21 protein-coding genes and 3 tRNA genes are annotated in these 24,966 nt (G+C 44.0%); 16 read left to right on the top strand and 8 right to left on the bottom strand.

Translation table 11 applies throughout. The features are described from left to right. Nucleotide 1: 1 nt before the first annotated feature. The 12 genes from QVD32_RS07820 to rpoC all read left to right on the top strand — a co-directional run bounded on the left by QVD32_RS07820 (nucleotide 2) and on the right by rpoC (nucleotide 12,733). Nucleotides 2-77: transfer RNA gene (locus QVD32_RS07820), tRNA-Gly, on the top strand. A 9-nt stretch (nucleotides 78-86) separates the two neighbouring features. Beyond that, nucleotides 87-158: transfer RNA gene (locus QVD32_RS07815), tRNA-Thr, on the top strand. Nucleotides 159-201: 43 nt separating this feature from the next. Further along, entirely contained in the window at nucleotides 202-1,386 is a 1,185-nt protein-coding gene (tuf, locus tag QVD32_RS07810) for an elongation factor Tu (RefSeq protein WP_021890943.1), read from the top strand. A 62-nt stretch (nucleotides 1,387-1,448) separates the two neighbouring features. Then, nucleotides 1,449-1,521, top strand: a tRNA-Trp gene (locus QVD32_RS07805). Nucleotides 1,522-1,538: 17 nt separating this feature from the next. Further along, on the top strand, nucleotides 1,539-1,736 hold the full coding sequence (gene secE / locus QVD32_RS07800; protein WP_008862374.1) for a preprotein translocase subunit SecE: 198 nt from the start codon (nucleotides 1,539-1,541) through the stop codon (nucleotides 1,734-1,736). A 16-nt stretch (nucleotides 1,737-1,752) separates the two neighbouring features. Next, nucleotides 1,753-2,298, top strand: coding sequence for a transcription termination/antitermination protein NusG (gene nusG / locus QVD32_RS07795; RefSeq protein WP_008862373.1), 546 nt, complete (start codon nucleotides 1,753-1,755; stop codon nucleotides 2,296-2,298). Nucleotides 2,299-2,359: 61 nt separating this feature from the next. Next, nucleotides 2,360-2,803, top strand: coding sequence for a 50S ribosomal protein L11 (rplK, locus tag QVD32_RS07790; protein WP_008862372.1), 444 nt, complete (start codon nucleotides 2,360-2,362; stop codon nucleotides 2,801-2,803). Nucleotides 2,804-2,818: 15 nt separating this feature from the next. Then, on the top strand, nucleotides 2,819-3,517 hold the full coding sequence (gene rplA / locus QVD32_RS07785) for a 50S ribosomal protein L1 (RefSeq protein ID WP_008862371.1): 699 nt from the start codon (nucleotides 2,819-2,821) through the stop codon (nucleotides 3,515-3,517). Nucleotides 3,518-3,528: 11 nt separating this feature from the next. Next, a complete protein-coding gene (gene rplJ, locus QVD32_RS07780; protein ID WP_008862370.1) occupies nucleotides 3,529-4,044 on the top strand; it encodes a 50S ribosomal protein L10 in 516 nt (171 codons plus the stop codon). A gap of 51 nt (nucleotides 4,045-4,095) precedes the next feature. After that, the gene (gene rplL, locus QVD32_RS07775; protein WP_008862369.1) at nucleotides 4,096-4,470 is read left to right on the top strand and encodes a 50S ribosomal protein L7/L12; all 375 of its coding nucleotides are present in this window, start codon (nucleotides 4,096-4,098) and stop codon (nucleotides 4,468-4,470) included. Between the two features lie 104 nt (nucleotides 4,471-4,574). Beyond that, nucleotides 4,575-8,387, top strand: coding sequence for a DNA-directed RNA polymerase subunit beta (rpoB, locus tag QVD32_RS07770; protein WP_008862368.1), 3,813 nt, complete (start codon nucleotides 4,575-4,577; stop codon nucleotides 8,385-8,387). 71 nt (nucleotides 8,388-8,458) lie between these two features. Then, on the top strand, nucleotides 8,459-12,733 hold the full coding sequence (gene rpoC, locus QVD32_RS07765; protein ID WP_008862367.1) for a DNA-directed RNA polymerase subunit beta': 4,275 nt from the start codon (nucleotides 8,459-8,461) through the stop codon (nucleotides 12,731-12,733). A 106-nt stretch (nucleotides 12,734-12,839) separates the two neighbouring features. On the opposite strand, the gene QVD32_RS07760 is transcribed toward rpoC, so the two are convergent. The 3 genes from QVD32_RS07760 to QVD32_RS07750 form a co-directional block, all read right to left on the bottom strand. Further along, entirely contained in the window at nucleotides 12,840-13,502 is a 663-nt protein-coding gene (locus tag QVD32_RS07760; protein ID WP_008862366.1) for a metal ABC transporter ATP-binding protein, read from the bottom strand. Beyond that, the gene (locus QVD32_RS07755) at nucleotides 13,483-14,361 is read right to left on the bottom strand and encodes a metal ABC transporter solute-binding protein, Zn/Mn family (RefSeq protein ID WP_008862365.1); all 879 of its coding nucleotides are present in this window, start codon (nucleotides 14,359-14,361) and stop codon (nucleotides 13,483-13,485) included. The genes QVD32_RS07760 and QVD32_RS07755 overlap by 20 nt, the downstream gene beginning before the upstream one ends. A gap of 143 nt (nucleotides 14,362-14,504) precedes the next feature. Beyond that, nucleotides 14,505-15,038 (bottom strand): GNAT family N-acetyltransferase, encoded by a 534-nt coding sequence (locus tag QVD32_RS07750; protein WP_021890942.1) that lies wholly within the window; start codon nucleotides 15,036-15,038, stop codon nucleotides 14,505-14,507. A gap of 445 nt (nucleotides 15,039-15,483) precedes the next feature. On the opposite strand from QVD32_RS07750, the gene QVD32_RS07745 reads away from it, so the two are divergent. The 4 genes from QVD32_RS07745 to QVD32_RS07730 all read left to right on the top strand — a co-directional run bounded on the left by QVD32_RS07745 (nucleotide 15,484) and on the right by QVD32_RS07730 (nucleotide 18,973). Beyond that, on the top strand, nucleotides 15,484-15,960 hold the full coding sequence (locus QVD32_RS07745) for an Lrp/AsnC family transcriptional regulator (RefSeq protein WP_008862361.1): 477 nt from the start codon (nucleotides 15,484-15,486) through the stop codon (nucleotides 15,958-15,960). A gap of 72 nt (nucleotides 15,961-16,032) precedes the next feature. After that, nucleotides 16,033-16,827, top strand: coding sequence for an inositol monophosphatase family protein (locus QVD32_RS07740; RefSeq protein ID WP_021890941.1), 795 nt, complete (start codon nucleotides 16,033-16,035; stop codon nucleotides 16,825-16,827). Between the two features lie 126 nt (nucleotides 16,828-16,953). Further along, nucleotides 16,954-18,012, top strand: a complete 1,059-nt coding sequence (gene trpS, locus QVD32_RS07735) for a tryptophan--tRNA ligase (protein ID WP_021890940.1) — start codon at nucleotides 16,954-16,956, stop codon at nucleotides 18,010-18,012. 10 nt (nucleotides 18,013-18,022) lie between these two features. After that, a complete protein-coding gene (locus QVD32_RS07730; RefSeq protein WP_021890939.1) occupies nucleotides 18,023-18,973 on the top strand; it encodes a cation diffusion facilitator family transporter in 951 nt (316 codons plus the stop codon). 76 nt (nucleotides 18,974-19,049) lie between these two features. Here the strand turns inward: QVD32_RS07730 and dprA are convergent, their stop codons facing one another. The 5 genes from dprA to QVD32_RS07705 form a co-directional block, all read right to left on the bottom strand. Next, nucleotides 19,050-20,147 (bottom strand): DNA-processing protein DprA, encoded by a 1,098-nt coding sequence (gene dprA / locus QVD32_RS07725; protein WP_021890938.1) that lies wholly within the window; start codon nucleotides 20,145-20,147, stop codon nucleotides 19,050-19,052. Nucleotides 20,148-20,169: 22 nt separating this feature from the next. After that, nucleotides 20,170-20,568: an acyl-CoA thioesterase gene (locus QVD32_RS07720; protein ID WP_008862356.1), complete on the bottom strand. Its 399-nt coding sequence runs from the start codon at nucleotides 20,566-20,568 to the stop codon at nucleotides 20,170-20,172. A 188-nt stretch (nucleotides 20,569-20,756) separates the two neighbouring features. After that, nucleotides 20,757-22,487 (bottom strand): ABC transporter ATP-binding protein, encoded by a 1,731-nt coding sequence (locus QVD32_RS07715; RefSeq protein WP_021890937.1) that lies wholly within the window; start codon nucleotides 22,485-22,487, stop codon nucleotides 20,757-20,759. Nucleotides 22,488-22,490: 3 nt separating this feature from the next. Beyond that, nucleotides 22,491-23,117 carry a class I SAM-dependent methyltransferase gene (locus QVD32_RS07710; protein WP_008862354.1) on the bottom strand — a complete coding sequence of 209 codons (627 nt, stop codon included), beginning with the start codon at nucleotides 23,115-23,117 and terminating at the stop codon, nucleotides 22,491-22,493. A gap of 18 nt (nucleotides 23,118-23,135) precedes the next feature. Continuing rightward, entirely contained in the window at nucleotides 23,136-24,947 is a 1,812-nt protein-coding gene (locus QVD32_RS07705; RefSeq protein WP_008862353.1) for an ABC transporter ATP-binding protein, read from the bottom strand. Between the last annotated feature and the right edge of the window lie 19 nt (nucleotides 24,948-24,966).

Below are 24,966 nucleotides of genomic sequence, written 5' to 3'. Positions count from 1 at the left end.
TGCGGAAGTAGCTCAGTTGATAGAGCATCAGCCTTCCAAGCTGAGGGTCGCGAGTTTGAGCCTCGTCTTCCGCTCCAAGAATAAATGCCAATGTAGCTCAGCGGTAGAGCACTTCCTTGGTAAGGAAGAGGTCACGGGTTCAAGTCCCGTCATCGGCTCAAGTTTTTAGAAAGCTAATCATTTATAAAATAATACAAAGCTATGGCAAAAGAACAGTTTCAACGTACCAAACCACACGTAAATATTGGTACTATCGGTCACGTAGACCACGGTAAAACGACCTTGACCGCCGCTATCACTACGGTTCTTGCAAAAAAAGGTCTTTCAGAATTGCGTTCTTTCGATTCTATCGATAACGCTCCTGAAGAAAAAGAACGTGGTATTACCATCAATACCTCTCACGTAGAATATGAAACTGCAAATCGTCACTACGCACACGTGGACTGTCCGGGTCACGCCGACTATGTGAAGAACATGGTAACTGGTGCTGCGCAGATGGACGGTGCTATTATCGTAGTTGCAGCTACCGATGGTCCTATGCCTCAGACTCGTGAGCATATCTTGTTGGCTCGCCAGGTGAACGTTCCTCGTATCGTTGTGTTCTTGAACAAATGCGATATGGTTGACGATGAAGAGATGCTCGAACTCGTTGAAATGGAAATGAGAGAATTGCTTTCAGCATATGAATATGACGGTGACAATACTCCTATTATTCGCGGATCTGCATTGGGCGCATTGAATGGCGAAGCTCAATGGGAAGAGAAAGTGATGGAGTTGATGGATGCTGTCGATAATTGGATTCCTCTGCCTCCGCGCGATGTTGATAAACCTTTCTTGATGCCTGTTGAAGACGTCTTCTCTATTACGGGTCGTGGTACTGTTGCTACTGGTCGTATCGAAGCAGGTCGCGTAAAAGTGGGTGATGAAGTTCAAATCCTCGGTTTGGGAGCAGACAAGAAATCGGTTGTAACCGGTGTTGAAATGTTCCGTAAGATTCTTGACGAAGGCGAAGCTGGTGATAACGTTGGTTTGTTGCTCCGTGGTATCGACAAGAATGAAATCAAACGTGGTATGGTTATCTGCCACCCGGGACAGGTTAAACCTCACTCTGAATTCAAAGCTCAGGTTTATATCTTGAAGAAAGAAGAAGGTGGTCGTCACACTCCTTTCCACAACCACTACCGTCCTCAGTTCTACATTCGTACGCTCGACGTAACGGGTGAAATCACTCTCCCTGAAGGTGTAGAAATGGTAATGCCGGGTGACCACGTTACTATCAATGTGAAACTTATCAACCCGGTTGCTTGCGACAAAGGTTTGCGCTTTGCAATCCGTGAAGGTGGCCGTACGGTAGGTTCTGGTCAGATCACAGATATTTTGGACTAATTCTATAAAGGGTTAGTTTTGATAAAACTACAAAATCAGCCTCTTTGTGGGGCTGATTTTATACGGGTCTAGCTCAGTTGGTAGAGCACTGGTCTCCAAAACCAGGTGTCGGGAGTTCGAGTCTCTCGACCCGTGCAAAATTTAGTGAAACAATGAAGAAATTGAAAATACTTGCCGATATCCAAGATTCTTATAACGAATTGGTACATAAGGTTTCTTGGCCTACCAAGTCGGAGCTGGCAAATAGTGCTGTGGTGGTTATGTTTGCTTCCCTTATTATCGCTATAGTCATATTTGCAATGGATCAATGTATTGACAAAATCATGCACCTTATTTACGGAGGTCTTTAATTAGGGAGGTAAATCAATGTCTGAAGAAAAAAAAGGCTGGTACGTTTTGCGTGCCATAAGCGGAAAAGAGAACAAGGTCAAAGAAGTTCTTGATGCAGAAATCAAGAATACCGATCTTGGCAATTATGTATTTCAGGTCTTGATACCTACCGAAAAAGTTTACACCGTACGTAACGGGAAAAAGGTGGTAAAGGAGAAAAATCTTTACTCGGGTTATGTTTTTGTCGAAGCCATTTTAGTAGGTGAGGTTGTTCATCATTTGCGTAATACAACGAATGTGATTGACTTTTTGGGTGGAAAATCCAATCAGCCGGAGCCTTTACGGCCTTCGGAAGTTAATCGTATGTTGGGCGCAGTCGACGAGATGCAGGAGGTGGGTGACGAACCGGCCGTTGTATATCATGTCGGTGAAACGGTAAAAGTAAACTATGGTCCGTTTAACGGATTTAGTGGAATTATCGAGGAGGTGAACAACGAGAAAAAGAAACTGAAAGTAATGGTTAAAATTTTTGGTCGCAAGACTCCGTTGGAGCTGGAAAATTCGCAAGTAGAGCGGGAGTAATACAAGAGGTTACGCGCTTGTATGAACCCTCGGTATTTTAATAATATCAAAATTAAAAACAATGGCTAAAGAAATTGCTGGACAGATCAAATTACAGATTAAAGGTGGTGCAGCAAACCCCTCTCCTCCCGTAGGACCTGCATTGGGTTCTAAGGGTATAAACATCATGGAGTTTTGCAAGCAATTCAATGCCCGTACCCAAGACAAAGCCGGTAAAGTATTGCCGGTCGTAATTACCTATTATAGCGATAAATCTTTCGATTTTGTCGTTAAGACTCCTCCCGTAGCTATTCAAGTTATGGAAGCTGCCAAAGTAAAAGGCGGTTCTGCGGAGCCTAACCGTAAAAAAGTAGGAGAGATTACTTGGGAACAGGTAAAAGCAATCGCCGAGGACAAATTGGTCGATTTGAACTGTTTTACGGTAGAATCGGCGATGAAAATGGTTGCTGGTACAGCGAGAAGTATGGGTATCACCGTAAAAGGGGAATTCCCGGTAAATAACTAATAAACTTCAATTGAAATGGGTAAACTGACAAAAAATCAAAAGTTAGCTTTAGCAAAGATTGAAGCAGGGAAGGCCTACTCACTCGGCGAGGCATCTCAATTGGTAAAAGATATTACTTATACCAAATTCGATGCATCGCTTGATATTGATGTACGCTTAGGCGTTGATCCTCGTAAAGCCAATCAAATGGTAAGAGGTGTCGTATCGTTGCCTCATGGAACGGGTAAACAAGTGCGTGTGTTGGTACTTTGTACTCCCGATGCCGAAGCTGCCGCAAAGGAAGCCGGAGCCGATTACGTAGGATTGGACGAATATATCGAGAAGATCAAAGGCGGTTGGACCGATATCGACGTAATCATTACGATGCCTGCTATCATGGGTAAGATCGGTGCTTTGGGACGTGTATTAGGCCCTCGTGGTTTGATGCCTAATCCTAAGAGCGGAACTGTGACTCCCGATGTCGCTAAAGCTGTAAAAGAAGTAAAACAAGGAAAAATCGATTTCAAAGTCGATAAGAATGGTATAGTACATGCCTCTATAGGTAAGATTTCGTTTACTGCCGATCAGATTCGCGATAATGCGAAAGAATTTGTTTCGACATTGATAAAACTGAAACCTACTGCTGCTAAGGGTACTTATATCAAGAGTATTTATCTTTCGAGTACAATGAGCCCGGGTATCAAGATTGATCCTAAATCAGTTGACGAGATCTAAAACAAGGAATTATGAGAAAGGAAGATAAAGGCACTATTATTGCGCAAATAGCAGAAACTGTAAAGGAGTACAGCTGCTTCTACCTTGCAGAAACTGCAACGTTGAATGCTGAAAAAACAAGCAATTTACGTCGTGCATGTTTCAAAGAAGGTATCAAAATGATGGTTGTTAAGAACGCTTTGTTACACAAGGCACTGGAAGGGCTCGATACCGATTATTCGCCCTTGTACGGTTCTTTGAAGGGTTCTACAACGATGTTCTTTGCAAATGTTGGCAATGCACCTGCAAAGCTGATTAAGGAGTTCAGAAAGACTTCTGAAGATTTGGTTCTAAAAGCCGCTTATGTAGAAGAAGGGTTTTATATCGGAGCCGATCAGCTTGATGCACTTGTTGCTATCAAGAGCAAAAACGAACTTATTGCTGAGGTTATCGCCCTCTTACAATCTCCTGCAAAGAATGTTGTATCGGCTCTTCAGTCAAGTGGTTCTACCTTACATGGAGTATTGCAGACTCTATCAGAAAGATAAAATTTATACAAAAAACATTATTACGAATAATAACATTTAATTCATACAAAAATGGCAGATTTGAAAGCTTTTGCAGAACAATTAGTTAACTTGACCGTAAAGGAAGTAAACGAACTTGCTCAAATTTTGAAAGACGAATATGGTATTGAACCTGCTGCTGCAGCTGTTGCTGTTGCTGCTGCTCCTGCCGCTGGTGGAGCTGCTGCTGAAGAAAAAACATCTTTCGATGTTGTTTTGAAAGCTGCTGGTGCAAATAAACTTGCTATCGTTAAATTGGTGAAAGAACTCACCGGACTTGGCTTGAAAGAAGCAAAAGACCTTGTAGACGGTGCTCCTAACAACATCAAAGAAGGTCTTGCTAAGGCTGATGCTGAGGCTTTGAAAAAACAATTGGAAGAAGCTGGAGCAGAAGTTGAACTTAAATAATACATCTGTTAATCAGAGAGTTTGGTTAAGAATCATCTCACTCGGTGATTCTTAACCTTTTTGTGTATATATTTTTAATTAAGTTCACTTAATCCCTTTTATAAATGTCTTCTACAATAGGTAAACCACGCGTAAATTTCGCTTCAATTAAGAATCCGCTTCCTTATCCGGATTTCCTTGAAGTTCAGTTGAAGTCATTTCAAGACTTTTTGCAACTCGACACCCCGCCTGAAAAAAGAAAAAACGAAGGGCTTTTCAAGGTATTCGCCGAGAATTTCCCCATTGCTGATACGCGCAATAACTTTGTCCTCGAATTTTTGGACTATTATATCGATCCGCCGAGATATACGATTGAAGAGTGTCTCGAAAGAGGGTTGACTTACAGCGTACCGTTAAAGGCCAAATTGAAATTATACTGTACCGATCCCGATCATGAGGATTTCGCTACGGTAATTCAAGACGTTTATTTAGGTCCTATCCCTTATATGACTGCTAAGGGTACGTTTGTTATCAATGGGGCCGAACGTGTTGTCGTTTCGCAGTTGCACCGTTCTCCGGGCGTGTTCTTCGGACAAAGTATACACGCTAACGGTACAAAACTTTATTCGGCACGTATTATTCCGTTCAGGGGCTCTTGGATTGAATTTGCCACTGATATAAACAACGTGATGTATGCCTATATCGACCGGAAGAAAAAGTTGCCCGTTACCACTTTGTTGCGTGCGATTGGTTTCGAGACCGATAAGGATATTCTCGAAATATTCGGTTTGGCAGAAGACTTGAAAGTCTCCAAAGCAAGTTTGAAAAAAGCCATTGGCCGCAGATTGGCGGGTAATGTCGTTAAGGCTTGGGTGGAAGACTTTGTAGACGAGGATACCGGTGAGGTCGTTTCTATCGAACGTACCGAGATTGTCATTCCTCGTGAAACTGTCCTTGAAGAATCGCATATTGCCGATATTATCGAATCGGGAGTCCAAAATATCTTGTTGCATAAAGAGGATAGCAACACGTCGGATTACTCGATTATATTCAATACGTTGCAAAAGGATTCCAGCAACTCGGAGAAAGAAGCCGTGTTGTATATCTATCGCCAATTACGTAACGCCGAGCCAGCCGATGATGCCAGTGCCCGCGAGGTGATTACCAACCTTTTCTTCTCGGAGAAACGTTACGATTTGGGAGAAGTAGGACGTTATAGAATAAATAAGAAATTAAACCTCTCTACCTCGCCCGATGTAAAGGTGCTTACGAAAGAGGATATCATCGAAATTATCAAATATCTCATCGAGTTGATTAACTCGAAGACCGATGTCGATGATATAGACCATTTGAGCAACCGTCGTGTGCGCACGGTAGGAGAACAATTATATAATCAGTTCGGAGTGGGATTGGCTCGTATGGCACGTACCATTCGTGAGAGAATGAATGTGCGGGATAACGAGGTGTTTACTCCCATCGATTTGATTAATGCAAAGACGATATCATCTGTTATCAATACATTCTTCGGGACGAACGCTTTGTCGCAGTTCATGGATCAGACGAATCCGTTGGCCGAAATTACTCACAAGCGTCGTATGTCGGCTTTGGGCCCCGGCGGTTTGTCTCGCGAACGCGCCGGTTTCGAGGTTCGAGACGTGCACTATACGCACTATGGACGTCTTTGTCCTATCGAGACTCCCGAAGGTCCTAATATCGGTTTGATCTCGTCTCTTTGTGTATATGCTAAAATCAATGATCTGGGCTTCATCGAAACTCCGTATCGAAAAGTAGAAAATGGGAAAGTAGATTTGTCGCCCGAGGGTGTGGTTTATTTGACCGCCGAAGCCGAGGAAAACTTGGTGGTAGCGCAGGGTAATGCTCCGTTGAATGACGACGGTACATTTGTCCGCAATCGGGTAAAATCTCGTTTGGAGGCCGATTTCCCCGTCGTGTCGCCCGATCAGGTGAATTTGATGGACGTGTCGCCTACTCAGATAGCTTCTATCGCGGCATCGTTGATTCCGTTCCTCGAACACGATGATGCGAACCGTGCATTGATGGGGTCGAACATGATGCGCCAAGCAGTTCCTTTATTGCGTCCCGAAGCTCCTATTGTGGGAACGGGTATCGAGGGTCAGTTGATTCGCGATTCTCGTACGCAGATTACGGCCGAGGGTGATGGCGTTATCGAGTTTGTCGATGCCACTACGATTCGTATTCGCTACGATCGTACGGAAGATGAAGAATTTGTAAGTTTTGAAGATTCCGTAAAAGAATATATCATACCCAAGTTCCGTAAAACGAACCAGAGCACGACTATCGATTTGCGTCCTATCTGCCACAAGGGAGACCGGGTTAAAGCCGGGGATATTCTTACCGAAGGTTATTCCACCGAGAATGGCGAGTTGGCTTTGGGACGTAACCTCAAAGTCGCATTCATGCCGTGGAAAGGATATAACTACGAGGATGCTATCGTGTTGAACGAGCGTGTCGTTCGTGAAGACATTCTTACTTCGGTTCACGTCGATGAATATTCGTTGGAAGTGCGTGAGACCAAGCGCGGTATGGAGGAACTTACTTCCGATATTCCCAATGTAAGCGAGGATGCTACGAAAGACCTCGATGAACGTGGTATTATTCGTATCGGAGCTCAGGTTAATCCCGGAGATATTATGATCGGTAAGATTACTCCGAAAGGAGAATCCGATCCTTCTCCCGAAGAAAAATTGCTTCGTGCGATTTTCGGTGATAAGGCCGGCGATGTGAAAGATGCTTCCTTGAAAGCTACTCCTTCGTTGAAAGGTGTCGTTATCGGTACGAATCTATTCTCTCGTGCCATTAAAAAGAAAAAATCGAAACTCAGCGACAAAGCCATTCTTCCGAAACTCGACGAGGAATATGAAGAAAAGATGAACGGTTTGAAAGCCATTCTCATCGATAAGTTGCTTGTTTTGACACAAGGTAAGGTTTCTCAGGGTGTGAAAGATTTCATGGGAACCGATGTCGTGTCGAAGGGAACGAAATTCACTCAGGCTGTTCTGAATAAAATCGATTATACGACGGTACAGGTAAGTAAGTGGACGACCGATGCCGCTAAGAACGAATTGATACGCGCTACTATCATCAATTATTTGAAGAAGTATAAAGAATATGATGCCGAGTTGCGTCGTAAGAAATTCGATATTTCTATCGGAGATGAACTTCCTTCTGGTATCGTGCAAATGGCCAAAGTGTATATTGCCAAGAAGCGTAAAATAAGCGTGGGCGATAAGATGGCCGGACGTCACGGTAACAAGGGTATCGTTTCGCGTATCGTTCGTCAGGAAGACATGCCTTTCTTGGCTGACGGAACTCCGGTCGATATCGTTTTGAACCCGTTGGGTGTGCCTTCTCGTATGAACTTGGGACAGATTTTCGAGACCGTTTTAGGTTGGGCAGGAGCCGAGTTGGGAGAAAAATTTGCGACTCCGATTTTCGACGGGGCAAGCCTTGATGATTTGAATACATGGACCGATAAAGCCGGACTTCCTCGTTATGGTAAGACCTATTTGTATGACGGTGGCACAGGCGAGCGTTTCGACCAGCCGGCTACGGTGGGGGTAATCTATATGCTGAAACTGGGCCACATGGTCGAAGACAAGATGCATGCCCGTTCCATCGGTCCGTACTCTTTGATTACGCAACAACCTTTGGGTGGTAAAGCACAGTTCGGTGGTCAGCGTTTCGGAGAAATGGAGGTTTGGGCTCTCGAAGCCTTCGGTGCTTCTCATGTTTTGCAGGAAATCCTGACGATCAAGTCGGACGACGTGGTTGGACGTTCGAAAGCTTATGAGGCAATCGTTAAGGGCGAACCCATGCCGACACCCGGTATTCCCGAGTCTCTGAATGTGTTATTGCATGAATTGAGAGGTCTTGGTCTTAGCGTCAACTTAGAATAAATAAAATCCAATGGCCAGACTGTCGCAGAAATGTGACAGTCGGCCAATAACTCTTTATACATTAAAAACATATGGCTTTTAGAAAAGATAACAAAATAAAGAGTAACTTTTCGAAGATTTCGATCGGTTTGGCTTCGCCCGAAGAGATTCTGGAAAATTCGAGCGGTGAGGTCTTGAAACCCGAAACCATCAATTACCGTACCTATAAACCCGAGCGGGACGGTCTTTTCTGCGAACGTATATTCGGACCTGTAAAAGATTACGAGTGTCATTGCGGAAAATATAAACGTATTCGCTACAAGGGTATCGTGTGCGACCGATGTGGTGTGGAAGTAACAGAGAAAAAGGTGCGCCGCGAACGCATGGGGCATATACAGCTCGTTGTTCCGGTAGCTCATATCTGGTATTTCCGTTCGTTACCCAATAAGATTGGGTATTTGTTGGGATTGCCCAGCAAGAAATTGGACGCTGTTATCTATTACGAGCGTTATATTGTCATACAGCCGGGACCTCAATCGGACTTGGCTACTTACGATTTGCTTTCCGAAGAGGAATATTTGAACATCATGGATTCACTTCCTCGTGAAAATCAGATGCTCGAAGATACCGATCCGAATAAGTTTATCGCTAAGATGGGTGCAGAAGCTATCTACGATCTGCTTTCTCGTTTGGATCTCGATGAGCTGTCTTACGATTTGCGTCATCGTGCCAGCACCGATGGCTCTCAGCAACGCAAAACCGAGGCTTTGAAACGGCTCCAAGTCGTTGAGTCGTTCCGGGCTTCTAAGGGTAGGAACCGGCCAGAATGGATGATTTTGAAAGTCATACCGGTTATCCCTCCCGAATTGCGTCCGTTGGTTCCTCTCGATGGCGGTCGTTTCGCGACTTCCGATTTGAACGATTTGTACCGTCGGGTGATTATCCGTAACAATCGTTTGAAACGATTGATGGAGATCAAGGCTCCTGAGGTTATTCTTCGAAACGAAAAACGTATGTTGCAGGAGGCTGTGGATTCTTTGCTCGACAACTCTCGCAAGTCCAGCGCAGTGAAAACCGAGGCCAATCGTCCGTTAAAGTCTCTTTCCGATAGTTTGAAAGGTAAGCAAGGACGTTTCCGCCAAAACCTGTTGGGTAAACGTGTCGATTATTCTGCGCGTTCGGTTATTGTCGTAGGTCCCGAATTGAAAATGCACGAATGCGGTTTGCCCAAAAATATGGCGGCCGAATTGTATAAACCGTTTATTATCCGTAAACTTATCGAGCGTGGTATCGTTAAGACGGTAAAATCGGCTAAGAAAATCGTCGATCGCAAAGAGCCTGTGGTATGGGATATCCTCGAACATGTGATGAAGGGACACCCCGTGCTGTTGAACCGTGCCCCGACGTTGCACCGTTTGGGTATTCAGGCGTTCCAGCCCAAAATGATCGAAGGTAAGGCTATCCAGTTGCATCCGCTCGCTTGTACGGCATTTAACGCCGACTTCGACGGTGACCAGATGGCTGTTCACTTGCCTCTCGGAAACGAGGCAATTCTTGAAGCTCAACTGTTGATGTTGGGTGCTCATAATATCTTGAATCCCGCCAATGGCGCACCTATCACTGTGCCTTCGCAGGATATGGTTTTGGGATTGTATTATATTACCAAACTTCGCCCGGGTTCGTTGGGTGAAGGACTGAAATTCTATGGTCCCGAAGAAGCCGAAATCGCTTACAACGAAGGTAAAGTTTCGTTGCACGCTCCGGTATCGGTCGTTGTGAAAGATGTCGATAAGGACGGTAATATTATCGAGCACATGGTCGAGAATACTTCGGTGGGTCGTGTATTGGTTAATCAGTATGTGCCTCAGGAGATCGGCTATGTCAATGAAATCCTTTCTAAGAAATCGTTGCGCGATATTATCGGTAAGGTGATTAAAGTTTGCGGTGTGACTCGTTCGGCTCAGTTCCTTGACGATATCAAGAACTTGGGTTACTACATGGCATTCAAGGGAGGTTTGTCCTTCAATTTGGGCGATGTGCTCGTTCCGCCCGAAAAAGAGACTTTGGTTGCCGAAGGTAACGCCGAGGTGGAACAGATCATGAACAACTACAACATGGGTTTCATCACTTATAACGAGCGTTATAATCAGATTATCGATACATGGACTCATGTAAATTCTCGTCTGTCCGATATTTTGATGAAGCAACTTTCTGCCGACAATCAAGGATTCAATTCGGTATTCATGATGTTGGATTCGGGAGCTCGTGGTTCTAAGGACCAGATTCGTCAGTTGTCGGGTATGCGTGGTTTGATGGCCAAACCCCAAAAGTCGGGAGCAGAAGGCGGTCAGATCATCGAGAACCCTATTTTGGCAAACTTCAAAGAGGGACTTTCCGTGTTGGAATACTTTATCTCTACGCACGGTGCTCGTAAAGGTCTTGCCGATACGGCATTGAAGACAGCCGACGCCGGTTATTTGACCCGTCGTTTGGTCGATGTAGCTCACGATGTCATTATCCATGAAGAGGATTGCGGTACATTGCGCGGTTTGGTTTGTACCGAGATTAAGAATAACGAGGAAGTCGTAGCTTCTTTGGGTGAAAGAATATTAGGACGTGTGTCTGTTCACGATGTAGTGAATCCGTTGACTAACGAGATATTGGTTCACGCCGGTGAAGAAATTACCGAAGTTATTGCCAAGAAGATAGAGGATTCTCCTATCGAACAGGTGGAGATTCGTTCGGTTCTGACGTGCGAATCGAAGAAAGGTGTTTGTGCTAAATGTTACGGACGTAACCTTTCTAATAATCGCATGGTTCAAAAAGGCGAGGCTGTGGGTGTAATTGCTGCGCAGTCGATCGGTGAGCCGGGTACACAGCTTACATTGCGTACGTTCCACGTCGGTGGTATCGCTTCGAATATTGCGGCTGTATCGAGCGTTACGTCTCGTTACGAGGGTATTTTGGAGATAGACGAGCTCCGTACGGTAGAAAATGTATCCGATAGCGGTACAAGAGTACAGATTGTTGTAGGTCGATTGGCCGAAATGCGTATTATCGACCCGAATACGAAAATGGTGCTCATGACTGCCAATATTCCCTATGGATCAAAACTCTTCTTCAACAACGGCGATACCGTTAAGAAAGGCGATATGATTTGCGAATGGGACCCCTTCAATGCGGTAATTGTTTCGGAGGTGGGCGGTAGAGTCAACTTCGAAGCCGTGGAAGAAGGTGTTACTTATCGTGTAGAATCGGACGAACAATCTGGTTTGAAAGAAAAGATCATTATCGAATCGAAAGACCGTACCCGTGTACCGTCGGCACAAATTCTCGATGAAGCCGGGCAGGTAATCAAGAGCTATGCTTTGCCTGTGGGAGCTCACTTGATGATTGAAGACGGCGATACGATTAAAACGGGAGATGTATTCGTTAAGATACCTCGTGCGGTCGGTAAAGCCGGTGACATTACCGGTGGTCTTCCTCGTGTAACCGAGTTGTTCGAAGCTCGTAACCCGTCTAATCCGGCTGTCGTTTCTGAAATCGACGGTGAGGTGATTTTCGGGAAAGTGAAACGTGGTAATCGTGAAATCTCTGTGGTTTCCAAGACGGGTGAGACGAAGAAATATTTGGTTCCTCTTTCCAAACAAATATTGGTACAAGAGAACGATTACGTGCGTGCCGGAACACCGCTTTCCGATGGAGCCGTTACTCCTTCCGATATCTTGGCCATCAAAGGGCCTACGGCTGTACAGGAATATATCGTGAACGAAGTTCAAGATGTGTACCGTATGCAGGGTGTGAAGATTAACGATAAGCACTTCGAGGTGATTGTTCGTCAAATGATGCGTAAGGTTCAAATTCTCGATCCGGGCGATACTCGATTCTTGGAACAACAGATTGTCGACAAGCGAGACTTCATGGACGAAAATGACCGTATTTGGGGTAAAAAAGTCGTTACCGATCCGGGCGATTCTCAAACGTTGAAAGCCGGACAGATCGTTACGGCGCGTAAACTGCGCGATGAAAATTCGGCTTTGAAACGGAAAGACTTGAAGTTGATACAGGTGCGCGATGCAATTCCTGCTACTTCCGAACAGATTCTGCAAGGTATTACCCGTGCAGCCCTGCAAACATCGAGCTTTATGTCGGCCGCTTCTTTCCAAGAGACGACAAAAGTGCTCAACGAGGCTGCTATCAATGGTAAGGTAGATACGTTGGAAGGTATGAAAGAAAACGTTATCTGCGGACACTTGATTCCTGCCGGTACGGGGCAACGTGAGTTTGACAAACTCATTGTCGGATCCAAAGAGGAATTCGATCGTGTTTTTGCCAATCGTAAGAATGTAACTGATTTTTCTAATTAATAAGTGAAAAGACTCTAAAATAAGCGAGGCGGATAACTTCTATCCGCCTCGCTTATTTTATGGAAACAAATGTCTCGCGGGTGACTTTGCCGATAGTTGTGTGGGTTTAGCGGTCTCCCAAAATGTGATTAATATATAGATTGCGATTGGACAATGTTATGAATGGTTCTATTTCATGGGATACCATCATGATGGTTGTTCCGTTACTCGATAAATCCCGTAGAATCTCGAACATACGGTTCCCGAATTGACGATCTATATAAGATGCCGGTTCGTCCAATATTAACATTTCCGGCTTAGAAATAAGAGCTCTCCCGAACAAAGATCGTTGGAGTTGTCCTCCCGATAACACCCCGATGGGTTTATTGCGCAAAGCGGTTATACCCATGAGGTCGAGCATTTCGTCTATTTCTTTTTTAGAGTCAAATTTTGTATTTCCCTTTTGGGTGTTACCCATAAGGCCCGAAGCTACTACTTCTTCTACGGTAATGGGAAATCGGCTGTCTATGCTGTTTTTTTGAGGCAGGTAACCCATATCTAATGAAGATACGGGCTCTCCTTGTCTGAAAAAGGAAATTCGTCCCTTAGTCGGACTCTGTAATCTGAGAATCGTACGCAGCAATGACGTTTTTCCCCCGCCGTTAGGGCCGGTAATCAAAAGAAAATCACCTTGATAAATATCCAGATTTATATCTTCGAGGATATTCTTGTCTGTATAAGAGAGCCATACGTTTTCTATGGCTATTATTTTATTTTCCAGCAATGGCATCGGTTATATGTAAAAGTTCTTCGCTCCAATTATAGCTAAGCGGGTTAATAGGAACTACCTTCGCATTTATTTCAGATGCGAATGATTCGGCTTGTTTGGCATCGAATTCTTGTTGGATAAATATAACCTTCACGTTGTTTTCGCGTGCTATGTCTATGGCTTTTTTCAAATAAAAAGCAGACGGTTCTTTTCCGTTGTATTCCAAACTGAGCTGGTGCAGGTTGTAGTCTTTGGCCAAATAGCTGAGAGATGGATGATATATGGCGAACATAGTTCCGCTGACCGGTGAGAGTCGTTCGGTCATGATGGAATCTACTTGATTTATTTCGTCGAGCAGTTCTTCGTAGTTCTTGCGAAATACTTTTTCTCCGTCGGGATCGATACTGACAAACGCCTCGTACATGTTTTGGGCGATGATGCGCACATTCTTGGGGGAACTCCATGTGTGCGGATCGGCATCGAAATGATGGTGGTGTACATCGGCATCGTTGTGCTCGTGCGTACCTGAAAGTATATCGATACCTTCGGAAGTATCGAATATTTTCATATTCGGATTGTTCTGTTCCAATTTATCCATCCAAGCAAGTTCGAAGCCTATGTGCCCGATTTTGAAATAGGCGATACTTTTGCCCAAATGAACCAGATGAGACGGAGAAGGGTCGTAAGCCTCGGGGTTACTGCCGGGAGGAACGATACAGTTAATATTGAACCGGTCTCCTGCAATTTTTTCAGCAAAATATTTCTGAGGTTGTATAGTTACCGTGACAATTTTCTGCTCTTTGTTTCCAGTAGTACATGCTACTGCGATAAATATTAGCAGTATACTCGTGCAATATTTCAGAAAAGAATGATTTTTCATAATAAAACGTTTTGCCTCACGGCATATTTTTGTACAAAAATAATATAATGTTGTTAAGAAACCATCTTTTCGTTGGATTTTAATATATTAAATTTCATTTTTAACATTTTACATATCAAACTTTTTTCAGATTGGAGAATATGTTATTCGACACCGTAAACCTTTTGATGGATTCGAGACGCGACAGTATCGAAAACTTGATTTAGATCTATCTTTCCAAAAGACATAAGGTATAGTTCTAACGGTTGTTTTTCAGGAGAATATGGCGGTTGGGTATATGGACGTGTACATAAAACGAAACCCAATCGTTCGTAAAAGCGTATTCTCCGTTGACTGATATCGTCTAATGGTTTTTCTACTTCGAGAACTGCCGGATTGTTAATGAGTTTTAGCAATTCGGTCATGGCAGTCGCCCCATAGCCCGATCCTCTGCAACTGCTGTCTACGGCGAAGTGTTCGACATAGGAAAAGTCATTCCATTCCCAATAAGAGATAAATCCGACTGCTTTGTTTTCATCAGATAGAAGAACGATGAAAAAATCGTCGTTTTCTTCGAGCAGCCGTATCACGTCGGAAAAATCTCTCCTTTCGTCCGGGGGAAAAGATTCTGTATAAATGCGTTCTATGAATTTTAAAGAGTTGCTATCGTTTGCGTAAACTTGTGAAATTTGTATCATATATCGATTTGATTAAATTTTATACAAATATAGCGAAAGGAGAGAGCAGAGGCAAACGGAAATCCTATTTCCAGCTTGGCTATGCCGAACCTTCATAGTACAAATATAGGCAAAGATAAGAGTAGGATAAAATGAATCTGTCCATTTTTTATACGGATCGTATCCTATGTTCTGTAAGTATGAGCAAAGGGTAAGTAGAGAAAAAGACGAGTCAGTTTTTTACCGAACCACCTGAGGTTTCGCTCGATATATAGAGCGTGTAATTTGTAAAAGTCCCGGCGCATGCTTACAAATTGTAATTCCTTTTATTTGAAGATGTTGCCGAAAAATAATTGTTAGAGTAAATTCATACAAAATTAACATGTTCATTAGATGAATAGTGTAAATTTATTACTATCTTTGCAAAATAAATAATAAAACAGTTGTAAAAAATCGTAAACAGACCATGGGACATCATCAATTGGACGAGTTGGATTACAAAATTCTTAAACTTGTAGCCTCGAACGCTCGGATACCATTTCTCGAAGTTGCAAGGGAATGCAATGTATCGGGGGCCGCTATTCATCAACGGGTACAAAAATTGACGAATTTGGGGATTCTTAAAGGATCGGAATACATAATAGATTCAAATAAAATAGGATTTGAAACGTGTGCCTACATGGGCTTTTATTTGAAAAATCCGGGTGATTTTTCCCATGTAGTGGAAGAGTTGCGTAAGATTCCCGAGGTAGTGGAGTGCCATTTTACGACAGGACAGTATGATATGTTCATCAAATTGTTCGCACGTAATAATCAGCATTTACTTGAAATTATTCATACGAAATTACAGCCTATCGGTTTATCTCGCACCGAGACGTTGATTTCGTTTCGAGAAATTTTTAGACGTCAGCTTCCTATCGAAGAGGTAGAGGATCTGGATTAAAATAGAGATTGGATAAGAGATTACCCGGCTTTCTTTCCTTCTGGAAGAAAGCCGGGATTAATTTTAACGGGTATGGATAGAATGGAGCAGATGCTTGCTTTTGCCCGAAACTGTGCGAAGGAAGCCGGTAAAATACAACTTTCTTATTTCAGGGGGAATCACTTGCATATCGAGACCAAGTTCAATATGCACGATGTGGTTACGGTCGCAGATAAAGAAAGTGAACGTTATATCATAGGCGAAATAAAGAGGACCTATCCTGAACATGCTATATTAGGAGAAGAGAGTGGTATGCATGCGGGAGATTCGGAGTATTGTTGGGTGATCGATCCTTTGGACGGAACAACCAATTATAGTCAAGGGCTGCCTATATTTACAGTCTCTATTGGTCTCCAATGTAAAGGTGAAACTGTTTTAGGGGTGGTCTATGCTCCATATTTGAACGAACTGTACGAGGCTTGTAAAGGAAAAGGAGCTATGTTGAACGGGCGTTCTATTCATGTTTCAGGAAAGAATGACACTCAGGAGTCTGTCGTTTCTACCGGATTTCCCATAGATAAAGATCGTAACCCCGATAATAATCTCGACAATCTGGCCCGTATTTTACCAATGGTTCGCGGGGTGCGTCGTCAAGGATCGGCAGCATTTGATTTATGTTGTGTCGCTGCTGGAATCTTGGACGGGTATTGGGAATTCAATTTGCATTTGTGGGACGTTTGTGCCGGTATATTGATTGTAACCGAGGCCGGGGGTACGGTTCGTTCATTCCGGGAGGATCGTAATGTTCCTATTGTGGTGGGGACTCCTGCTATCGTCGAGCAATTATATCCTCGATTGTCCGACAAGCCGGGGAAGATATGTCTTTAAATGAATTACTGCTGCGCTTTTTCATTATTCCGGGTACTATTTTGCGGCTATTTTTTGTATTTTTGCAATAGATAATACGAAAGCAAGCGTATTTTGATGAGCCGTTGAAATGTTAGAACTATATATATGAAAGAAATTGTTGTCAGTGGAATCCGTTCCACGGGAAATTTGCATTTGGGAAATTATTACGGAGCATTGCGTAATTTTGTCAAAATGCAGGAAGAGGCGAAATACAATAGTTATTTTTTTATTGCCGACTTACATGCCCTCACTACGCATCCCGATCCGAAAACTCTACATGAGAATGTTCGGAATATCCTTTGCGAATATTTGGCTGCCGGTCTTGATCCTGAGAAATCGACCTTGTTCGTACAGAGCGATGTACCTGAGATTTCCGAAATGTATTTGTTAATGAATATGCACGTAGGTATCGGAGAGTTGATGCGGACGGCTTCATTTAAAGATAAGGCTCGTAAACAGTTGGGAATAAAGACCAATAACGATGAGGATATAGAACACGAGATTATAGGAGGTAATTCTAACAAACGGGTGAATGCCGGTCTGCTTACTTATCCTACTTTAATGGCTGTGGATATTCTTATTCAGCATGCTAATTATGTGCCGGTGGGGAAAGACCAAGAACAGCATTTGGAGTTGACACGCCGTTTTGCCCGTCGATTTAATTCTACTTATGGTGTCGAGTATTTTACCGAACCTCAGAATTTCAATTTCGGCAGCGACCCTATAAAAGTTCCGGGACTCGATGGATCGGGCAAAATGGGTAAGTCGGAAGGCAACTGCGTTTATTTGGTGGACGATGAAAAGACATTGAGAAAAAAGATTATGCGGGCGGTAACCGACGAAGGTCCGCAAGTGCCCAATTCCCCCAAAGCCGAACCTGTGGAAAATCTGTTCACTCTTCTTAAAATCGTATCTGCTCCCGACACGGTAGCCTATTTCGAAGAGAAATACAATACATGTGAAATTCGTTATGGCGATTTGAAGAAGCAGCTGGCCGAGGATATTCTTAAAGTCACTTTGCCGATTCGGGAACGTTTTTTGGAGATACAAAACGATGAGGCCTATTTGGCTCGGGTTGTGAAGATGGGAGCTGAGAAAGCTCGCGAAAGTGCATCGAAAACATTGCGAGAGGTTCGTGAAATCATGGGATTCAAACCTTTCTAAATTAGCAGTTATGGAACATCACCACCATCATCATGTTCACCCGACACCCGATATGCAGAAATTGAATCGGTCGTTTATCGTCGGTATCGTATTGAATATTGTTTTCGTGTTGGCCGAAGCCGGTGCAGGGTTTTATTATGATTCGTTGGCCTTGTTATCCGATGCGGGTCATAACCTGAGCGATGTCGTGAGCCTTGTGTTGGCGATGTTCGCTTTGCGGTTATCGATGGCTAAACCTTCTTTGCAATATACCTATGGATATAAGAAAAGTACCGTATTAGTTTCGCTATTGAATGCTGCCATTCTGTTTGTTGCCGTTGCCGTTATTTTGTATGAAAGTGTCGAGAAGTTCAGTAATCCTACTCCCCTCGACGGTGGTGCGATCGCATGGGTAGCAGCGATAGGCATCGTTATCAATGCTTTTACGGCCTATCTTTTTTTTGCTGACAAGTCGAAAGATTTGAATGTCAAAGGAGCTTACTTACACATGGCGGCAGATACTTTGGTATCGGTTGGAGTGTTGGTTTCGGGGATTGTTATCAAATATACGGGGTGGAATGTCATTGACCCGATAATAGGTATCGTGGTGGGGCTTGTGATTCTTTATTCCACATGGCATTTGTTACAAGAGAGTTTACGACTCGCTCTCGATGGAGTGCCCGAAGGAATCGATGTACAGAAAGTGGAAACCGTTCTATCGTCCGATCCAGATGTCCTTAATGTACATCATCTGCATATTTGGGCCATCAGTACGACTCAAACGGCATTGACAGCACATATCGTTGTGAAAGATATTACGCACATGCACGAGGTAAAACATCGGTTGAAGCACGATTTACAGGATTTGGGTATCGAGCATGCTACTCTCGAATTGGAACTGAAAGAAGAACATTGTGACGGACATTGCGACTGTTGCGAAGAGCAGCAAGGATGCGATAGCGATACACAACCTTATCTATAAAGATTTGCACGAAAAACGTATAGGTGGAGAAAAGTTGTTGTCGATATACGGCTTTTCTCCACTTTCGTTTTATGGCCTATAATTTATAGATGCCTCCCGGTAAGGCTTTTACTACACCTTTAAATTCCAGTTCCACCAGTATGGAGAGCAGTTGTGACAAGGGTTGGTTCAGGTCGACGGTCATACGGTTTATCTGTCCTTCTCCCTTTTGCGTCAGATAGTTCGTAACAACTTGCTCTTCGTCGGTGAGTTCTGGAAAAAGCGAGCGTTGCACGGCTTGTTTCCGTGGGGCGTTCCAGCACATGGCTTCGACGAGGTCGTCGGCCGAGGTTATTAAGGCTGCCCGATTCCGGCGTATCAGGTGGTTACACCCGGCTGACGATTCGGATTGTATGCTTCCCGGTAGAGCGAATACATCACGGTGGTAGCTTTCGGCTATACCGGCAGTGATGAGAGCCCCGCCTTTTTCCCTCGATTCCACGATGATAACGGCATCGGCAAGTCCGGCGACAATGCGGTTGCGGGCGACAAAAAATGCCGGATGCATACGGTGGTAGCCGGTATATTCGGTGAGCAATCCTCCGTGCGATACCATTTCTACGGCTGTGGAACGGTGGTTCGCCGGATAGATGTGATCCAATCCATGTGCAAGGACTGCGATCGTGTTTAAGCCATGTCGCAGGGCACAACGGTGGGCGCAAATGTCGATTCCATACGCCAATCCGCTGACGATAACCAGTTGAGGAAAATATTCCGATAAATCCCGAATCAGGGTTTCACAGAAATCTTTACCGTATTCGGTCGCCCGGCGCGTTCCCACGATACTGATTATTTTAGAAGAGTTTAAATCGGCATTACCCCGATAATAGAGCAAGGGTGGGGCATCGATACAATCGAGTAACCGTTGGGGATAATTCGGCTCTGTGAAATAGAGAGGTTCGATGCACCCTTTTCGGATAAATTCCATTTCCTTGCGGGCTTCCTGTAAGGCTGTTTGCCGGTTGTCTTCGTGAAGAATCCTTCCCTTTATCCCGGTAATTTTTTGTAGTTGGGATTCTGGTAATTCAAAGAAAGTTTCGAGGCTTTCGACCGTTTCATGAATGTGCTGGGCGAGGGCTTTGTTTATTCCTTTTAATCGGGATAATGCAATACGATATATCACCTCTTGTTCCATAACGGCTTGAATGAGAAAAGGATTATTGCAGATACTTCTCGAAATAAGGGAGAAATTCTTCACCTCGGCTTATTCGTCCGTTTACAGTACACACCGTTTCCACGACAGCTTTGATACATGTTTCTCCCGAAGTCTTGTAAATATCTTGATAAAAGACATATTTGATGCCTTCCCTGCGCATGTATAATTTGCTGATGAATTTGTCGCGGCTGCGGAGCGGTGTTTTATAGTTTATTTCGATGCGATTGACTACCGGATCTACACCTCTCTCGTGCATCTCGATAAATGAGATTCCAGATGATGCTAAAAATTCGTGACGGGTATGTTCGAGATAGTGCTGGTAGATGGCATTGTTAACGATTCCTTCCATGTCGCATTCGTAGTCGCGCACTTGCATCTCCAATTCAAAAATATATTCCATAACTAGTTTTCCATTGATGGTTTATGTAAATACCGTGCAAGCAGGGAGCGAAAGCAGACATTCTCGATCGTACCGAAAGTTTATTTTCACCTCCCGATGCAAAGATAATATAAACAAAGGGTGAAACCAATTAATTGGTTCCCCCTTTGTATCCTTTATCTTCTCGAACGGTGTTTCGGTGCGATACCTTATAATTTCCAACCGGCAATTTGAGTTTGTATATCCCAGAGATGAGCATACAATCCGTGGTTATTCAGAAGGTCTTCGTGTCTGCCTTTTTCTACAATGCGACCTTCATCGAGAACGACTATCGTGTCGGCGTTACAGATTGTTTTGAGACGGTGAGCGATAACAATGACAGTACGACCAGCTATCAGGGTGTTAATGGCTCGTTGTACTTCCACTTCATTCTCTGGGTCGAGCGAGGCAGTCGCCTCGTCGAGCAATACGATGGGAGCATCCTTCAAGATGGCACGAGCGATACTGAGGCGTTGTTTTTCTCCTCCTGACAAAGTACAACCTCCTTCACCTATCATCGTATCGTAACCTTTGGAAAGCTTCGTGATAAATTCGTGACATTGTGCTTTCTTGGCAGCTTCGATAATTTCTTCGTCGGTAGCATCATTTTTCCCGAATCGGATATTGTTGCGAATCGTATCTTGGAATAGATAAACATCTTGGAAAACCATAGATATATTTTTCATAAGGGATTCGGGCTCTAATGTAGATAAGTCTTGCCCACCCATTGAAACAGTACCTTCCCCAGGATCATAGAATCGGGCACAGAGTTTCATCAAGGTGCTTTTTCCACTGCCCGACGGTCCCACGAGTGCGGTTAGGGAACCTTGTTTCAAAGTGAGGTTAATATGGTGCAGAACCTTTTTATCTTGGTAAGAAAAAGATACATTATGAAATTCAATGTCACCGCCGTTGGGAGCGGGTCTATCTCCTTTCATTTCGGGTTCTTTCATTAAATTTAATATGCGTCCTCCGGCAATGGAAAAATAACGAAATTCGGCGAAGTTTGTCAAGGCAGAAGTCAGTGGGTCGAATACCCGTGAGCCGACGACCAGAAAAAGGACGAAAGTGGTTAGCAAGAGTTCTCCTCCAATAAGAAGGTAGGTTCCGCACAGGATCATTAAGGTTAGTCCGGCTCGGACGATTGTGATAGAGAGCATGATGAACGGGCCCAACAAGGCTTCTTGTCGTATGCAGGCTTTTCGTAAATCGGAGAACGCTTTGCGTAATCTGACGAAGCGATCGCCTAAAAGATTATAAGCTTTCATGACCCGAATACCTTGTAGATATTCTTCCATGCGGTTGCCTGCGTTTATTTTCGCTTCTATCTGTTTACTGCTGAGCCGTTGTTGTAATTTTGTACTGAGCCATAAGATCAGAATGGCTACGGGAAGAGCTATGAACATAGCTACCGACATGCGCCAATTTATCCAGAGGAGAGACAGGAAAGCCAGTACAGGCATGACAAGAGCACCCATTAGTTGAGGCAGATGATGGGATATGCCGGTTTCGGCCATGGTGAAGTCGGTGATAATCATAGAGGACAGGTCGCCCGGATCACGGCGAGATAGAAATCCGAGTGATAATTTGCGCAAGTGTTCTGCCAGAGCGATGCGTCCGTCGGCACTCATGGCATAGGCTTTACGGAAGTTCGCCCGGTAGGAGGCTCTTTCGGCCGCTACCATGACGGCTACATATATGACGAGTATACCGGAAATTGTCCATAATCGAGTGGTATCGAGTGGTGTACCGTTCCCGTCGAAAGCTCGGAAAATAACGTCGATAGCTTCGATAGAGAGGCAAAAGGGTATGATATTTACCAAATTGGATAATATGGTATAGCCAACGGGCTTTTTCAAACGATCCGGTTGGCCGATGGTTATATTTTGAATAGCGTTCATGATTTACTGAATTTTTTGTGCGATTACACAGATATTTTCTTTATTTCTACGGTGTGTGGTGATATTTGAGAATCCGCACCGGGCAAGACAGGACTCTAAATCTTGGGCAGAATGGACGACCATGCCGTCGATACGGCTTGTCCATGTTTCGTCGGAGGGGTCGCTAGCTTCGCAGCAGATAAGGAAGAGTCCTCCATTTTTCAAAACCCGGTGTACTTCGTTGAAAGTTTTTTGCAGATTTCCCCAAAAATAGACGGTCTCAAAAGCAGTAATCAGATCGAACGTTCCTTTCTCATAGGGTAGGTTCATTACGTTTCCCTGCGAGATAAAGCAACGAGTATTCAGCAGTTTCTTGATTTCCTTTCGAGCGAATTTTACGCTTTCGGAGGATATATCGATACCGTATATTTTCCCTTGCGGACAGAAGTCTGCCATGCGTTTCAGATTCGCTCCACCTCCGCACCCGATATCGAGTATCGTCCAGTCGGATTTCCATTCTATTTGGGAGAGCCCCCAGCGGGAGAGTGAAGCATGTCCCTTGTTCATACCTCGTAGAATTATTCTACCGAAGAACCCTTCGGGCATACGGGTATTTTGTAGTATAGAGTTGATTATGTTTTTCTTTTTCATATTCTTGTGAATGTTATGTTAAGCTTTATATTCGGTTTTTAATTCCCATTGGAATGCATCGGTGTATGCTTCCCACATCTGTCGGTAAACTCCCGGTATGGAGCTAAGCTTTTGATGTGTACCGATTTGCGCTATCGAGCCCTCTTTGAGTACGACGATTTGTTGAGCCGATACGATGGACGATAATCGGTGAGCTATGATGATGACGGTTTTGTTTTTGATGAGGTGTTGCAAGGCTTGTTGCATCTTGTATTCATTTTCGGGGTCGGCAAAAGCCGTAGCTTCATCGAGTACGAGAATGGGTGCATTTTTCAGTATGGCCCGTGCCACGCAGATTCTTTGCGCCTCACCGCCCGATAGAAATACTCCTTTGTCGCCAATGCGGGTGTCGTATCCGTCGGGCAGATTTGAAATGAACTCATGACATTGGGCGGCACGAGTGGCGGCTTCTACTTGTTCTCGGGTGGCATTGGGTGAACCTACGGCTATATTTTCATACAATGTATCGTAAAAAAGGAATGTATCTTGAAAGACGAAAGATATAAGATTCATTAGTTCCTCGGTTTTGATGTTTCTCACATCGACTCCTCCTATGTAGATACCGCCTTCGCCGACGTCCCAAAATCGGGGTATGAGGCTGGCGACCGTACTTTTCCCTGAACCAGACGGCCCGACGAGTGCTGTGATTTCGCCTTGTGACGCTTTGAAAGAAATATGACGTAACGCCTCTGTGCGAGTGACTTGCTCTTTGCTCTCATAGGAGAAACTGACATCTCTGAATTCGATGTCATAACTTTGGGGAGTTTGGGGTAAGGTTGTTTCTGGAACGGGTTTTTCGTCGAGTATTCGGTCTATGCGTTTTACTCCTTCGTCGATTTCGCGAGTACCTCCTCCTAGAAACATTAATTTATATACCGGTGAAGTTACACCGGGTCCCATGATGATGAAAAATAGCCATACGGCGGCCAGTGCGATATTGTGTGGTTGGTTACTGATGAGTAGCAGACCGACGGGGATAATAAGCGAGACGATGGAGTTTAACAACACGGTGAAAGTGATCATGCCTGGTTCGTATGTATCGCAAACTTTCAATGCCCATTTTTTATATCCTTGAATTTCGTCGTGGAATTGTCGGAAGGATTTTACGCTCTGTCCGAATATTTTCACGACGGGTATACCTCGTACGTATTGTACAGCCGATGCGCTCATACGCTCCTGTGTGTCAAAATAGTTGGCGGTAAATGTTTTTGCAGTTTTGCCCATGAAGTTGATGTATTGTAATCCAATGCTTAATACGATACAAGCAAGACAAATTGCAGCTAACCAACCGTTGAGTGAAAAGAAAATAACAAACATGAAAATTACGGTTACCGCGACGTTTACCATGTCGGGAATCGTATGGGCTATGAAGGATTCTATTTTCTCGATATTTTGTTCTATTGTCTTTTTGATAGCACCTGTGGAGGTATCGCTGAGAAATCCCAGGGATAATTTCCCGATATGTTCGGATAGTTTTACACGCAGTCCGTATAAGATGCGAAAAGCAGCTACGTGTGATGCCATGAGTGATGCATAGAGTAGTATCAATCCGATGATTAATCCTCCAAAAGCTATCCACCCCCAGTATATGAGTAAATCGCTGTCGATTGAACCTAGATTTCCTGCTTTCGATAGGAGTTCGTTGAGAATTTCATATATCGACCAATAAGGTACGAGCATACACAAAGCACTGATTGCCGACAATATACCGGATAATATCAGTAAGCCTTTTCGCTCACCTGCTATTTGAAATAGACGGGCAAGTCCTTCTTTCTTTTTATTTGGTGTCATGTGAATTGAGTTTTTGAGT

The sequence above is a fragment of the Barnesiella sp. genome (assembly GCF_022723415.1).
Classification (GTDB): domain Bacteria; phylum Bacteroidota; class Bacteroidia; order Bacteroidales; family Barnesiellaceae; genus Barnesiella; species Barnesiella intestinihominis.
Note: the sequence above shows the minus strand (reverse complement) of the source record. Positions and strands in the feature narration are given on the sequence as shown.

Coding starts and splice junctions, on each gene's coding strand:
- tuf (WP_021890943.1), top strand. CDS start 202: ATGGCAAAAGAACAGTTTCAACGTACCAAACCACACGTAAATATTGGT.
- secE (WP_008862374.1), top strand. CDS start 1,539: ATGAAGAAATTGAAAATACTTGCCGATATCCAAGATTCTTATAACGAA.
- nusG (WP_008862373.1), top strand. CDS start 1,753: ATGTCTGAAGAAAAAAAAGGCTGGTACGTTTTGCGTGCCATAAGCGGA.
- rplK (WP_008862372.1), top strand. CDS start 2,360: ATGGCTAAAGAAATTGCTGGACAGATCAAATTACAGATTAAAGGTGGT.
- rplA (WP_008862371.1), top strand. CDS start 2,819: ATGGGTAAACTGACAAAAAATCAAAAGTTAGCTTTAGCAAAGATTGAA.
- rplJ (WP_008862370.1), top strand. CDS start 3,529: ATGAGAAAGGAAGATAAAGGCACTATTATTGCGCAAATAGCAGAAACT.
- rplL (WP_008862369.1), top strand. CDS start 4,096: ATGGCAGATTTGAAAGCTTTTGCAGAACAATTAGTTAACTTGACCGTA.
- rpoB (WP_008862368.1), top strand. CDS start 4,575: ATGTCTTCTACAATAGGTAAACCACGCGTAAATTTCGCTTCAATTAAG.
- rpoC (WP_008862367.1), top strand. CDS start 8,459: ATGGCTTTTAGAAAAGATAACAAAATAAAGAGTAACTTTTCGAAGATT.
- QVD32_RS07760 (WP_008862366.1), bottom strand. CDS start 13,502: ATGCCATTGCTGGAAAATAAAATAATAGCCATAGAAAACGTATGGCTC.
- QVD32_RS07755 (WP_008862365.1), bottom strand. CDS start 14,361: ATGAAAAATCATTCTTTTCTGAAATATTGCACGAGTATACTGCTAATA.
- QVD32_RS07750 (WP_021890942.1), bottom strand. CDS start 15,038: ATGATACAAATTTCACAAGTTTACGCAAACGATAGCAACTCTTTAAAA.
- QVD32_RS07745 (WP_008862361.1), top strand. CDS start 15,484: ATGGGACATCATCAATTGGACGAGTTGGATTACAAAATTCTTAAACTT.
- QVD32_RS07740 (WP_021890941.1), top strand. CDS start 16,033: ATGGATAGAATGGAGCAGATGCTTGCTTTTGCCCGAAACTGTGCGAAG.
- trpS (WP_021890940.1), top strand. CDS start 16,954: ATGAAAGAAATTGTTGTCAGTGGAATCCGTTCCACGGGAAATTTGCAT.
- QVD32_RS07730 (WP_021890939.1), top strand. CDS start 18,023: ATGGAACATCACCACCATCATCATGTTCACCCGACACCCGATATGCAG.
- dprA (WP_021890938.1), bottom strand. CDS start 20,147: ATGGAACAAGAGGTGATATATCGTATTGCATTATCCCGATTAAAAGGA.
- QVD32_RS07720 (WP_008862356.1), bottom strand. CDS start 20,568: ATGGAATATATTTTTGAATTGGAGATGCAAGTGCGCGACTACGAATGC.
- QVD32_RS07715 (WP_021890937.1), bottom strand. CDS start 22,487: ATGAACGCTATTCAAAATATAACCATCGGCCAACCGGATCGTTTGAAA.
- QVD32_RS07710 (WP_008862354.1), bottom strand. CDS start 23,117: ATGAAAAAGAAAAACATAATCAACTCTATACTACAAAATACCCGTATG.
- QVD32_RS07705 (WP_008862353.1), bottom strand. CDS start 24,947: ATGACACCAAATAAAAAGAAAGAAGGACTTGCCCGTCTATTTCAAATA.